At 66.4% G+C, this 12299-nt stretch carries 10 protein-coding genes and 2 tRNA genes; 6 read left to right on the top strand and 6 right to left on the bottom strand.

Features of this window, described 5'->3' with window-relative positions; translation table 11 throughout:
- Window positions 1-132: 132 nt before the first annotated feature.
- Window positions 133-693 carry an XRE family transcriptional regulator gene (locus tag V3B48_RS02510; protein WP_032127916.1) on the bottom strand — a complete coding sequence of 187 codons (561 nt, stop codon included), beginning with the start codon at window positions 691-693 and terminating at the stop codon, window positions 133-135.
- A 101-nt stretch (window positions 694-794) separates the two neighbouring features.
- Between V3B48_RS02510 and V3B48_RS02505 the strand changes: the two genes are divergently transcribed.
- Together V3B48_RS02505 and V3B48_RS02500 are read left to right on the top strand one after the other, a co-directional pair.
- Window positions 795-1706: a DMT family transporter gene (locus V3B48_RS02505; protein WP_279913209.1), complete on the top strand. Its 912-nt coding sequence runs from the start codon at window positions 795-797 to the stop codon at window positions 1704-1706.
- Window positions 1707-1744: 38 nt separating this feature from the next.
- A tRNA-Leu gene (locus tag V3B48_RS02500) sits at window positions 1745-1829 on the top strand.
- A 78-nt stretch (window positions 1830-1907) separates the two neighbouring features.
- Here the strand turns inward: V3B48_RS02500 and V3B48_RS02495 are convergent.
- Complete coding sequence (locus tag V3B48_RS02495) at window positions 1908-2654, bottom strand: sulfite exporter TauE/SafE family protein (RefSeq protein ID WP_049461873.1); 747 nt, start codon at window positions 2652-2654, stop codon at window positions 1908-1910.
- Between the two features lie 99 nt (window positions 2655-2753).
- Here V3B48_RS02495 and V3B48_RS02490 point away from each other — a divergent pair, with 99 nt between their 5' ends.
- Window positions 2754-3653 carry a LysR family transcriptional regulator gene (locus V3B48_RS02490; protein WP_329893091.1) on the top strand — a complete coding sequence of 300 codons (900 nt, stop codon included), beginning with the start codon at window positions 2754-2756 and terminating at the stop codon, window positions 3651-3653.
- Window positions 3654-3703: 50 nt separating this feature from the next.
- A tRNA-Leu gene (locus tag V3B48_RS02485) sits at window positions 3704-3788 on the top strand.
- Between the two features lie 174 nt (window positions 3789-3962).
- Here V3B48_RS02485 and emrB read toward each other — a convergent pair.
- The 4 genes from emrB to emrR are packed head-to-tail and all read right to left on the bottom strand — an operon-like array spanning window position 3963 to window position 8680.
- On the bottom strand, window positions 3963-5549 hold the full coding sequence (gene emrB / locus V3B48_RS02480) for a multidrug efflux MFS transporter permease subunit EmrB (protein WP_032127920.1): 1587 nt from the start codon (window positions 5547-5549) through the stop codon (window positions 3963-3965).
- Between the two features lie 7 nt (window positions 5550-5556).
- Window positions 5557-6735: a multidrug efflux MFS transporter periplasmic adaptor subunit EmrA gene (gene emrA / locus V3B48_RS02475; RefSeq protein WP_049399501.1), complete on the bottom strand. Its 1179-nt coding sequence runs from the start codon at window positions 6733-6735 to the stop codon at window positions 5557-5559.
- Window positions 6736-6746: 11 nt separating this feature from the next.
- Window positions 6747-8240: a multidrug efflux transporter outer membrane subunit EmrC gene (gene emrC / locus V3B48_RS02470; protein WP_180867856.1), complete on the bottom strand. Its 1494-nt coding sequence runs from the start codon at window positions 8238-8240 to the stop codon at window positions 6747-6749.
- The gene (gene emrR / locus V3B48_RS02465) at window positions 8237-8680 is read right to left on the bottom strand and encodes a multidrug efflux system transcriptional regulator EmrR (RefSeq protein WP_126928107.1); all 444 of its coding nucleotides are present in this window, start codon (window positions 8678-8680) and stop codon (window positions 8237-8239) included. The genes emrC and emrR overlap by 4 nt, the downstream gene beginning before the upstream one ends.
- A gap of 172 nt (window positions 8681-8852) precedes the next feature.
- On the opposite strand from emrR, the gene V3B48_RS02460 reads away from it, so the two are divergent.
- Window positions 8853-9734 carry a helix-turn-helix transcriptional regulator gene (locus V3B48_RS02460; RefSeq protein WP_049399506.1) on the top strand — a complete coding sequence of 294 codons (882 nt, stop codon included), beginning with the start codon at window positions 8853-8855 and terminating at the stop codon, window positions 9732-9734.
- A 60-nt stretch (window positions 9735-9794) separates the two neighbouring features.
- A complete protein-coding gene (gene parC, locus V3B48_RS02455) occupies window positions 9795-12038 on the top strand; it encodes a DNA topoisomerase IV subunit A (protein WP_121503835.1) in 2244 nt (747 codons plus the stop codon).
- The last annotated feature ends 261 nt before the right edge of the window (window positions 12039-12299 follow it).

Here is a 12299-nt window from a genome sequence, read left to right as displayed (position 1 = left end):
CCGTCACCCTCCCCGTGCTTGACCCAGTCACCTGGCGAAGCCTTCTCAGTCATTTCCACGCTCCATCAGGCACCACCACTCCAGCATGGATGTCGACGGGGATTCTCTTACCAGCGTTCCGGCCGTCCGGGTTCAGCGATGCTCGATCAACATCACCGCGGTGACCGGTTCCGACATCGCCTCCAGCACATGCGCGACATCGGCCGCATAGCTGATGTAGTCGCCCGCCCCCAGTTCGACGCACTGCCCCACTGGCCCCAAGCGCGCGCGGCCACTGCATAGCACCACGTGCTCCACCGTTCCCGGCGGATGCGGTGCGGATTCACGGATGGATGCAGGCTCGACCACGACCCGATAGATATCGCGGCGCGCCCCCGCGGGGCACGCGGCCAGCAGATGCACGACGTAATCAGCCTGCTCGGAGGCCAAACGAGCGCCCTCTCCAGCACGTATCACCTGCACCGGCTGCTGCGGCGGAGCGATCAGCTGCGATACCTGAACCTCCAGCGCCGAGGCCAGCGCCCACAGCGTTTCAAGGCTGGGATTGCCAATACCAGCCTCCAGCTGGGAAAGCGTGGACTTGGCAACGCCAGCCCGCTTGGCCAGCTCAGAAACAGACACCCCCAAATGCTCGCGCTCCCGCCTGAGGGCACGGGCGAGGACATCAATGGGCGCGAACGTGGATGAAGACATGAATACTCCATATCGAACGAATGTTCGACTTGACGAACACTAGTGATCACTTCTATCTTAGCGGCCAATCGTTCGACATATCGAACACCGCTGGAGGTGGCATGCAGTCCATCCGCGTTGGCGCGTTGCAGATGGCGGCAGCGATGGTGATATCCGGCAGCGTGGGTTGGTTCGTGGTGGAAACCGGACTGCCCGCGCCGACCGTGGTGTTCTGGCGCTGCCTGCTGGGCGGACTGGCCATGCTGCTGGCCTGCGTCGTACTGCGCCTGCCGCTAGGGGATGCGCGCAAGCGGCGCTGCCTACCCTGGATTCTTGCTGGCGGTGCAGCCCTGACCCTCAACTGGATCTGCCTGTTCTCCGCCTACCCGTATGCGTCGATCGGCGTGGTGACCGTCACCTATCACACCCAACCGTTCCTGCTGGTGGCCCTTGGCGTGCTGGCCTTCGGCGAACGCCCACGCCCCGCTCAGTGGGGCTGGCTGCTGCTGGCCTTCGGCGGCGTGGTGATGATCGTTGTTGCCACCCCCTCAGGCACCACCCCTTCGGCCAACTACTTCACTGGCATTCTGCTGGCGCTGGCGGCCGCCCTCCTCTACGCCATTGCCGCAGCCATCGGCAAACGACTGGTGGACGTGCCCACGCCCGTGGTCGTAACGGTGCAGCTCCTGATGGGCAGCCTGTTGCTGCTGCCCTTCGCGCGCTGGCCGGGCGACGCTCCGTCGCATGGATGGGCACTGCTGCTGACGCTGGGCTTCGTGCATACTGGCATGATGTCGACGCTGTTGTACTCAGCCCTGAAGAAACTACCGACCCTGCTGGTTGGCGTCCTGTCCTTCCTCTACCCGGTCATCGCCATTGCCATCGATGCGGCGGCATTCGGCCATGTGCTGGGGCCGGCCCAATGGATGGGCAGCGCGGCGATCCTCGGCGCCGTCGCCGGCATGAACCTGCTGCGGGCGGGCGGAATGCAGGGCGGCACAGCGAGTGACGCCGAACACGACCAAAAGTGTTGACACCCCCGTAACAACACCCCATAATCTCGCTCCTCGACGCCCAGGTGGCGGAATTGGTAGACGCACTAGTTTCAGGTACTAGCGGGTAAAACCGTGGAGGTTCGAGTCCTCTCCTGGGCACCACGTCGAGAATGAGAAAAACCCGCGAAAGCGGGTTTTTTCATGCCCGTGATTCGGCATCGCCGTGACCGGCGGCCGGCATCACAACAGCGGCCGCAGCACCAGCTCCAGCCCGAGCAGCAGCAGGAATCCCAGGAAGCAGGCGCGGAACACCCGCGCACTGATGCGCTGCCGGATCACCTGCCCCAGCCACATGCCCAGCAATGCCGGCAGCACCGCCAGCGTACTCAGCCCCAGCTGCTGGATGCCGAATGCGCCGTGCAGCACCAGGCCAGTGGTCAGCGAAATCGTCGACACCGTGAACGCCAGCCCCAGCGCCTGCACCAGCTCCTCGCGCTGCAACCCCAGCGACTGCAGGTACGGCACCGCCGGCATCACGAACACGCCGGTGGCGCCGGTCACCACACCCGACAACGCCCCCACCAGCGGCCCCAGCCATCGCTCGCGTCGCTGCGGCACGCGGAACACCGGCGCAAGCAGGGCATAGGCCGCATAAACCACCAGCGCAACGCCCAGCGCAGCACGCGACCAGGTGCGATCGACCCGCACCAGCAGCGCTGCCGAACCCAGCGTCACCACCACCACGGCCAGCATCATCGGCCACAGGCGCCGCACGATGTGGCCCAGTGAGGGGCCGGACAACAGCTGCCACGCATTGGTGACGAAGGTGGGGATGAACAGCATCGATGCCGCCGCCACCGGCGACAGCGCGCCACCGAGCAGACCCATCGCCACTGTCGGCAAGCCCATGCCGGTCACGCCCTTGACCACACCGGCCAGCACGAACACCACCACCAGCAGCACGTAGAAGTACATCGATTCATTCATGCCTTCATTGGATCGGCCGGCCGCTCGGCGCACAATGCGGTCTTCCCGGCCTCGCCTTCGGCTGATCCGAAGGCGCAGGCGTTGCGATGAGGGCATCACATGCGGATGGATATCGCCGACCTGCGCCTGTTCCTGGCCATTGCCGAGGCGGGCAGCATCACGGCCGGTGCCGCGCAGGCAAACCTGGCACTGGGCTCAGCCAGTGAGCGCCTGCGCACGATCGAAGCCGATGCCGGTACCCCGCTGTTGAACCGGCACCCACGCGGCGTCAGCCTGACCGAAGCCGGTGCCGCGCTCGCCCACCATGCACGCTTGATCCTGCAGCAGCAGGCACAGCTGCGCGGTGAACTGCAGGCGTTCGCGCACGGTGCGCGCGGCACCCTGCATCTGTATGCCAACACCGCAGCGCTGACCAACTACCTGCCTTCGCGGCTCGCACCATGGCTGGCCGAACGCCCGCGCCTGCACGTGGAACTGCTGGAGCGCACCAGCCCTGAAGTCGTGCGTGCGATCAGTGCTGGCCAGGCCGAGGCCGGCATCATCAGCGATGCCGTCGACGCTGCCGGCCTGCAGCAGCATGTGGTCGCCGAAGATCCGCTGGTGATGCTGCTGCCCGCAGACCACCGCTTCGCATCGCGGCGCAGCGTGGCCTTCACCGATGTTGCCGGCGAGACCTTCGTCGCACTGGCCGATGGCAATGCACTGCAGACCTACATCGAGGACCAGGCGCGCGACATCGGGCGGCGCCTGGATGTACGCATCCGCATGAAGACCTTCGAAGGCGTATGCATCATGGTCGGCCACAGCATTGGTGTCGGCATCGTGCCGCGGACCATCGCCCGCCAGCATCGGCGCAGCACGCATACCGTCGCCGTACCGCTCGCCGATGCATGGGCACAGCGCCGCCTGTGTGCCTGTTTTGCCGAGTGGGCGCAGTTGTCATCGGCGATGCGCAGCCTGCTGCTTCACCTGGGCGTACAGCCGCAGAAAAAGGTGTGAAATGTTGTTGACACATCTTCTGTCGCTCCCCATAATTCATCTCCTGAGTCGCCCAGGTGGCGGAATTGGTAGACGCACTAGTTTCAGGTACTAGCGGGTAAAACCGTGGAGGTTCGAGTCCTCTCCTGGGCACCACGACTCAAGATGATCAAACCCGCGAAAGCGGGTTTTTTCGTTTCCGGGGTTTGCAGCGTCAACGCGATGGCGACGCCCATCCACGCATGGATGCACTCCGTCGACGCCTGAGCACACAAACAAAAACCCCGCCTTGCGGCGGGGTCAAAATACAGCACGTGTTTCCAGGGAGTTTCAGTGTCCGCCACCGGCGGCCGCACCTGCGCCTGCGCCAAACGGCGGTTTGGCCAGCCACAGGAACGCGATGATCGCCAGGAAGATCCAGCCCAGCAGGAAGAAGATGTCGTTGAAGCCCATCTGCGATGCCTGGTGGTTGATCATGTTGTTCAGTACCGCTGCGCCATGTTGCAGGTCGCCCTGCCCCATCGCTGTCACCTGGTCCTGCATGCCCGGCTGATAGACCGAGATGTGCTCGGTCAGGTCGGCGTGGTGCACCTGGGTGCGCCGCGCCCACAGCCACGTCGTCAGCGACGCCGCGAAGCTGCCGCCCAGCGTACGCAGGAAGGTGGCCAGGCCTGAGCCCGCCGCGATCTCGCGCCCATCCAGGTCCGACAGCAGGATCTGCAGCACCGGCATGAAGAACAGCGCGACGCCGATGCCCATGATCAGCTGCACGCCCGCCACATGGTTGTAGTCCACCTGCAGGTTGAAGTTCGAACGCAGGAAGCTGGTCATCGACAACACAATGAACGCAATCGTAGCCAGCATGCGCATGTCGAAGCGCGATGCATACTTGCCCACGAACGGGGTCATGATCACCGGCAGGATGCCGATCGGCGCTGTCGCCAGGCCCGCCCAGATCGCGGTGTAGCCCATGTCACGCTGCAACCACTGTGGAATCAACAACGCCACGCTGAAGAACGCCGCGTAGGCCACCACCATCGCCAGCGTACCGGCGCGGAAGTTCCGATGCCGGAACAGCTTCAGGTCGACGATCGGATCCTTGTCGGTCAGTTCCCAGATCAGGAACACCGTCAGCGTGACCACGGCCACACACGCCAGCACCACGATCTTCATCGACGAGAACCAGTCCTCGTCGTTGCCCAGGTCGAGCACCAGCTGCAGCGCACCGACACCGATCACCAGGGTGACCAGGCCGACGTAGTCCATCTTCGGCTTCTCGATGTGCTCCGGGCGCCCCTTCAGCTGGTTGCCCACAACGAGCGCAGCGAAGATGCCCAGCGGCACATTGATCAGGAAGATCCATTCCCAGCTGTAGTTGTCGGTGATCCAGCCACCGAGAATCGGGCCGCAGATCGGCGCCACCACCGTGATCATCGCCAGCAGCGCCAGTGCCTGCCCGCGTTTCTCCCGTGGATAGATCGAGACCAGCAACGACTGCGTGATCGGGTACATCGGGCCGGCCACGAAACCCTGCAGCGCACGCGACAGCACCAGCATGCCCATGCTCTGCGCCAGGCCGCACAGCAGCGAGGTGATGACGAAGGCCAGCGTGGCCCAGACGAACAGCTTGCGTTCGCCGAAGCGGCGGCTGAGCCAGCCGGTCAGCGGCAGCGCGATGGCTGTGCTGACCGCGAACGAGGTGATGACCCAGGTCGCCTGCTGCGAACTGGCGCCGAGGTTACCGGCGATGGTCGGCAGCGAGACGTTGGCGATGGTGGTGTCGAGCACCTGCATGAACGACGCCATCGCCAGGCCGACGGTGCACAGGGCGACGCTGGGCGGCAGGAACCCGGAGGCCGCACCCGGCGCCGCCGGGGCGCCCGGAGCACCGGGCGCGGCTGGAGCTTGTGCGGACATGGCGACCTCAGCCCACCTTCGCCTGCTGCGGCAGGTTGCCCTGGATGATCGTGTGGATCACCTCGTCGGCATCATGCAGCTGCTTGGCATACACGTCGGTGTCGAACACCGTGCCCTTGGCCGGGGTGCTCGGCAGCACTTCGCCCTTCTGGTCGCGCAGGCTCACTTCGGCCTTCATCGACAGGCCGATGCGCAGCGGGTGTTCGGCCAGCTGCTTGGCATCGATGGCGATGCGTACCGGCACGCGCTGAACGATCTTGATCCAGTTGCCGCTGGCATTCTGCGCCGGCAGCAGCGAGAACGCCGAGCCGGTGCCCAGGCCCAGGCTCTGGACGCGGCCCTTGTACTTCACGTCACCGGCGTACAGGTCCGACTTCAGCTCAACTTCCTGGCCCAGGCGCATGTGGCGCAGCTGGGTTTCCTTGAAGTTGGCCTCGACCCACATCTGCTCGGTCGGCACCACCGCCATCAGGGCATTGCCCGGCTGCACGCGCTGGCCAACCTGCACCGATCGACGGGCGACGTAACCGGTGACCGGCGCGACGATGCCGGCGCGGGCATTGTTGAGGAAGGCCTGGCGCAGCTGCGCGGCGGCGGCCTGCACATCCGGCTGGGTGGCGATCACGGTGTCGTCGACCAGCGCGCGGTTGCGCTCGACGGTCTCGCGCGAACCGGCCACGGCGGCTTCGGCAGCGGCCAGCTCGTCACGGGCATGGGCCAGTTCTTCATTGGAAATGGCGCCGGTGGCGGCCAGATCCTTGCGGCGGGCGAAATCGTCGCGCACGCGCTTCAGGGTCACCTGGCGGGCGTTCAAATCCGCCTGTGCGCCTTCCACGCTGCGGTACAGGCCACGGGTCTGGCGCACGGTCTTGGCCAGGTTGGCTTCGGCCTGCTGCAGCGCCACCGACGTGTCGGACGGGTCCAGCTGCACCAGCAGCTGGCCGCGCTCCACGCGCATGCCGTCATCGGCGTTGATGGCGACCACGGTACCGGCCACCAGCGGGGTGATCTGCACCTGGTTGCCCTGCACGTAGGCGTCGTCGGTCTCTTCGAACCAACGGCCGAACATGAAGTACCACAGCGCCAGTGCGGCAAGCAGCAGCACGACGATCACGAACAGGCCGCGCAGCAGGTTGCCGCGGCGGTTGGGGGCGGCCGGGGCCGCAGTGTCTTGGGTCTGGCTCATGGCGGAAGTCTTCAGGAATGCGAGGAATCGGAATGGGAGGCGATCGGTGCGCGGTCGGCGTCAGATGGCTGGAAACCACCGCCCAGCGCCTTGCTCAGGCGCACCGAGGTCTGCACCTGCTGCGACTGCAGGCCGGCCAGCTGCTGCTGTGACTGCAGCAGGGTGGACTGCGCGGTCAGCACGTCCAGGTAGCTGCCGATGCCGGCGCGGTAGCGCTGCTGGGCCAGGTCGAAGGCGGAACGCGCGGTGTCCACCGCCTGCTGCTGCGAATGCGCCTGCTGTGCCAGCGAACGCACCGCGTTGACCTGGTCGGCCACGTCGCGCAGTGCATCGAGCACGGTCTGGTTGTAGTTGGCCACCGCCAGGTCGTACTGCGCATCGGTGTTGGCCAGGTTGGCGCGCAGCTTGCCGCCTTCGAAGATCGGCAGGCTCAGCGCCGGTCCGATGTAGGCGAAGGTCGAACTGCTTTTCAGCAGATCGCCCACGTTCGGTGCGACGACGCCAGCCAGTGCGGTCAGGTTGAAGCTCGGGTAGAACTTGGTCCTGGCGACCTTGATCTGCTTGTCGGCCGCTTCCACGCGCCAGCGCGCGGCAACGATGTCCGGGCGACGACCCAACAGTTCGCTGGGCAGCACGCCCGGCAGCTGCAGCGCCATCGGATTCAACGCCTGCGGGCGCTGGATCGACAGGCCACGGTCCGGACCCTTGCCGACCAGCGCGGCCAGCGCGGTGCGGGCCGCATCGATGCGCTGCTGCGCGGCCTGCACCTGCTGCTGCGCGGCGGGCACGCGGGCCTCGGCCTGGCGCACCTGCAGATCACTGTCGATGCCGGCGCTGCGGCGCTGGCGGGTCAATTCCAGCGACTTCTGCGAGCGGCCCAGCTCTTCTTCGGCCACGTCATTGAGCTGCCATGCATACGCCAGGTCGGCATAGGCCTGGGTGATGCCGGTGGACAGGTTCAGGCGTGCAGCCTGGGCTTCGACAGTGGCGGCATGGGCGCCGTCCACGGCCGCTTCCCAGGCAGCGCGCTTGCCGCCCCACAGGTCCACGCCATAGCTGAAATCAAACGCGACCTGGCTGCTGCCAGCGTAATGGCCACCCATCTCGCTGCCGGCCATCGACTCGGGCAGGCGCAGACCGGTGTAACCACCGGACACCGACAGGCTCGGCAGGCGATCGGCACGCGCGGTACCGACCTGCGACTGCGCCTGGCGCAGGCGCGCATCGGCAGCGTCCAGGCTCGGGTGGCCAGCCAGGCCCTCGGCGACCAGCGCGTCCAGCTGCGCATCGCCCAGCGCCTTCCACCAGTCCTGCGCCGGGAAGCCGGTGGCGCTCAGGTCGGTGTCAGCCAGGGTGCGTTCGCTGTGCAGGCTGTCCACGTCGAGCACGTGGCCCTGCGGGTTGAGGCCACGACTGCTGGCGCAGGCGGCCAGGGCCAGGGCCAGCGCTGATACCAGCAGCGCGCGCCCGGACCGGCGGAGAGTGGAATGCGGGATCGGGTTCATGGGGTCGTCAGTGAATCGCGGATTCGGGTAAGGAGGGACAGCAGCAGCGTGCGCTCATCGGCGGAAAGATCGCGCAGGGCGTAATCCATCACCGCGTCGCCGCGCAGCTTCAACCGCGCCCACAGCGCGCGGCCTTCATCGGTCAGTACGATCTGCAGTGCCCGCCGGTCCTGCGCATGCGGCTCGCGGCGGACGCAGCCCAGCGACTCCAGCTTGTCCAGCAGGCGGGTCACTGCACTGGGCACCTGGTCGATGGCCTGGGCCAGCTCGTTGGCCGTGCACGGAGCCATGTTGGAAAGCACCTTCAACCCGATGTAATGGGTGAAGCCGATACCCAGGTCTTCTTCAGCCATGGACGCGTCGAGTTGACGGACCAGGCCATCGCGCACCTGGCGCAGCAGCAGGCCGAAGCTGGGGGGAGTGGTTGCAGGACAGATCATGGGGGAGCATTCTCTTCCAAAAAAAATATTTCTCAATGGAAATATTCGATCTGGCATCGAATGCTGTGTTGCAGCAGCGGGCTGGATCAACGAAGGCGCCTACCTTAATGATCTGGTCAGGTGGCCCGGTAGTACAATTCAGCCAATGGATGACACATTTCAGCCAGCGGATATGATGAACAAGGCAGAAATCCCCCCTCCCAAGCGGTTGCTGCGCGACGACGCCCTGGATTGGTTCGAGCGCAATGACGGGCCACCGGTTGTCGCCTTCCGCTTCGACAGCCCCTTGGGCCTGGTCCGTGAAGTGGACTGGCACCACCATCAGCGCGCGCAGCTGATCTGCGTCGAACGCGGCCTGTTGACCACCCGCACCTCGCACGGGACGTGGTCACTGGCGCCAGGCTCGGCCGGCTGGATGCCGCCGCTGGAGCCGCATACGGTCACCCTCGACGGCCCGCTGCGTGGCTGGGGCATGGCGCTGGCCGCACCGGCCTGCGCCACCCTGCCCGCCGATCCCTGCGTACTGGGCCTGTCCAAGCTGGCGCAGGCGCTGGCCGACCGCATCTGCGAATGGCCGCTGGGCTACGACACCACGCCCGAGCGCCAGCACATCATCGAGGTGCTGCTGGACGAGATCCGTACCGCGCCGCGCCAGCGCATGCACCTGCCGATGCCGCATGACCGGCGCCTGCTGAAGATCGCCTCGCAGCTGCTGGCCGACCCGTCCGACGAGCGCAGCCTGGCCGAATGGGCGCACTGGGCCGGACTGTCGCCGCGCAGCCTGACCCGCCACTTCCGCGACGAGACCACGCTCAGCTTCGCCCAGTGGCGGCAGCAGGCCCGGCTGTCCGAAGCCCTGCGCCAGCTGACCGACGGCCGCAGCGTGGCCGATATCGCCCACGCGCTGGGCTTCAGCAGCGCCAGCGCCTTCGTCACCGTGTTCCGCCGCCACTTCGGGCTGCCACCGGGGCGCTACCTGGCACGGGCCGGACACGGCCTGGAAACCGGGTTGGACCCTGCGCGCGGCTTGGCATCCCCCGCCGCATCCGGATAATCACAGGATTGCGAGCGGCGACCGTCGTCGCCGCCTCCCGACAACAGGTAACAACGCCGCATGACCGAACTTGCCCGCCCCGTGTTCCACGGATTCGAACAACTGCCGCTGCGCGAGTACGCTGAACGCGCCTACCTCGACTACTCGATGTACGTGGTCCTGGACCGCGCCCTGCCGTTCATCGGCGACGGCCTGAAGCCGGTGCAGCGCCGCATCATCTATTCGATGAGCGAGCTGGGCCTGAATGCCGCGTCCAAGCCGAAGAAGTCCGCGCGCACCGTCGGTGACGTCATCGGTAAGTACCACCCGCATGGCGACAGCGCGTGCTACGAGGCGCTGGTGCTGATGGCGCAGCCGTTCTCGTACCGCTACCCGCTGATCGAGGGCCAGGGCAACTTCGGCTCCAGCGACGACCCGAAGTCGTTCGCGGCGATGCGTTACACCGAATCCAAGCTGACCCCGATTGCCGAAGTGCTGCTGGGCGAACTGGGCCAGGGCACCACCGACTGGGCACCGAACTTCGACGGCACCCTGCAGGAACCGACCTGGATGCCGGCGCGGCTGCCGCACCTGCTGCTGAACGGCACCACCGGCATCGCCGTGGGCATGGCCACCGACGTGCCGCCGCACAATCTCAACGAGATCGTCAGCGCACTGCTGCACCTGCTGGACAACCCCGATGCCAGCGTGCGCGACCTGTGCGAGCATGTGCAGGGCCCGGACTATCCGTCCAGCGCCGAGATCATCACCGCGGCCAACGATCTGCGGAACATCTACGAAACCGGCAACGGCAGCGTGCGCGCACGTGCGACCTTCACCAAGGAAGCACACAACATCGTGGTCACCGCGCTGCCGTTCCAGGTGTCGCCGTCGAAGGTGATCGAGCAGATCGCCGCGCAGATGCGCGCCAAGAAGCTGCCGTGGCTGGAAGACATCCGCGATGAGTCCGACCACGCCAACCCGGTGCGCGTGGTGCTGGTACCGCGTTCCAACCGCGTCGACGCCGAGCAGCTGATGGGCCACCTGTTCGCGACCACGGACATGGAGCGCAGCTACCGCGTCAACCTCAACGTGATCGGGCTGGACGGCCGTCCGCAGGTAAAGAACCTGAAGATGCTGCTCAGCGAATGGCTGACCTTCCGCAGCAACACCGTCACCCGCCGCCTGCAGCACCGCCTGCAGAAGGTCGAGCGCCGCCTGCACCTGTTGGAAGGCCTGCTGGTCGCGTTCCTCAACCTGGACGAGGTGATCCACATCATCCGTACCGAGGACGAACCGAAGGCCGCGCTGATCGCGCGCTTTGGCCTGTCCGACGACCAGGCCGAGTACATCCTGGAAACCAAGCTGAAGCAGCTGGCCCGCCTGGAGGAGATGAAGATCCGTGGCGAGCAGGACGAGCTGGCCAAGGAGCGCGAGAAGATCCTCGGCATCCTCGACAGCAAGGCCAAGCTGAAGAAGCTGATCCGCGACGAACTGACCGCCGATGCCAAGAAATTCGGCGACGCGCGCCGTTCGCCGCTGGTGCAGCGCCAGGCCGCGCAGGCCATCGACGAGACCGAGCTGGTGCCGAGCGAGCCGATGACCGTCGTGCTGTCGGAGAAGGGCTGGATCCGCGCCGCCAAGGGCCACGACGTCGATGCGTCCGCCCTGTCCTACCGTGATGGTGACGCCCTGCAGGGCGCGGTGCGTGCGCGCAGTACGCAGCAGGTCGCGTTCCTCGACAGCGAGGGCCGCGCCTACTCGACGCCGGTGCACACCCTGCCCTCCGCGCGTGGCAACGGTGAACCGCTGACCGGCCGCTTCTCGCCGGCTGCGGGCACCAGCTTCGTGACCCTGGCCAGCGCCGAGCCGGACACCCGCTTCGTGCTGGCCTCCACCCACGGCTACGGCTTCGTCACCCGCTTCGAGAACCTGATCGGCCGCAACAAGGCCGGCAAGGCGATGCTGAACCTGTCAGCCGGCTCGACCGTGCTGACCCCGTCGGTGGTGGCCAACGTCGCCACCGACCGCATCGTGGCGGTGACCAGTTCGGGCAACCTGCTGGCGATCGCCGCCAACGACCTGCCGGAACTGGACAAGGGCAAGGGCAACAAGATCATCGAGATCCCGAAGGCCAAGCTCGCCACCGAACGTGTGGTCGCCATCGTGGCGATCAGCCCGGGCCAGACCCTGCAGGTGCGCAGCGGGCAGCGCACGATGGGGCTGAAGTTCAACGAGCTTGACGCCTACCTCGGCGCCCGCGCCACCCGCGGCCACCTGCTGCCGCGCGGCTGGCAGAAGGTGGAAGGGCTGTCGGTGGAATAAAGGCTGGGGCATTGCTCCTGGTGGGTGTCAACCTTGGTTGACACGCCTTGCCGGAGACCAGACACGAAAAAGCCGGGGCATTCCCCGGCTTTTTCGTTGTCGGCTGGCGGGCGGTGGAGCGGCTGGCTGGCGAAAGCTGGCTGGCGATGCTCCGGTGCTGGCGGGCGACAGAACGCTGTGCTTCTTCTGGTAGAGCCGACCGCGGGGGGGGGGGGGTTTGGAGAGGCCCCGCCCCCCGGGGGGCGAGTCCCCACACCGGGG

The sequence above is a fragment of the Stenotrophomonas sp. SMYL20 genome, assembly GCF_036320045.1.
In the GTDB taxonomy this organism is placed as follows: domain Bacteria; phylum Pseudomonadota; class Gammaproteobacteria; order Xanthomonadales; family Xanthomonadaceae; genus Stenotrophomonas; species Stenotrophomonas maltophilia_A.
The sequence above is the reverse complement of the archived record's forward strand: the minus strand, read 5'-3'. Positions and strand labels throughout refer to the sequence as shown.

Coding starts and splice junctions, on each gene's coding strand:
- emrC (WP_180867856.1), bottom strand. CDS start 8,240: ATGAACCCGATCCCGCATTCCACTCTCCGCCGGTCCGGGCGCGCGCTG.
- V3B48_RS02490 (WP_329893091.1), top strand. CDS start 2,754: ATGCGGATGGATATCGCCGACCTGCGCCTGTTCCTGGCCATTGCCGAG.
- parC (WP_121503835.1), top strand. CDS start 9,795: ATGACCGAACTTGCCCGCCCCGTGTTCCACGGATTCGAACAACTGCCG.
- V3B48_RS02505 (WP_279913209.1), top strand. CDS start 795: ATGCAGTCCATCCGCGTTGGCGCGTTGCAGATGGCGGCAGCGATGGTG.
- emrA (WP_049399501.1), bottom strand. CDS start 6,735: ATGAGCCAGACCCAAGACACTGCGGCCCCGGCCGCCCCCAACCGCCGC.
- emrR (WP_126928107.1), bottom strand. CDS start 8,680: ATGATCTGTCCTGCAACCACTCCCCCCAGCTTCGGCCTGCTGCTGCGC.
- V3B48_RS02510 (WP_032127916.1), bottom strand. CDS start 693: ATGTCTTCATCCACGTTCGCGCCCATTGATGTCCTCGCCCGTGCCCTC.
- V3B48_RS02495 (WP_049461873.1), bottom strand. CDS start 2,654: ATGAATGAATCGATGTACTTCTACGTGCTGCTGGTGGTGGTGTTCGTG.
- emrB (WP_032127920.1), bottom strand. CDS start 5,549: ATGTCCGCACAAGCTCCAGCCGCGCCCGGTGCTCCGGGCGCCCCGGCG.
- V3B48_RS02460 (WP_049399506.1), top strand. CDS start 8,853: ATGATGAACAAGGCAGAAATCCCCCCTCCCAAGCGGTTGCTGCGCGAC.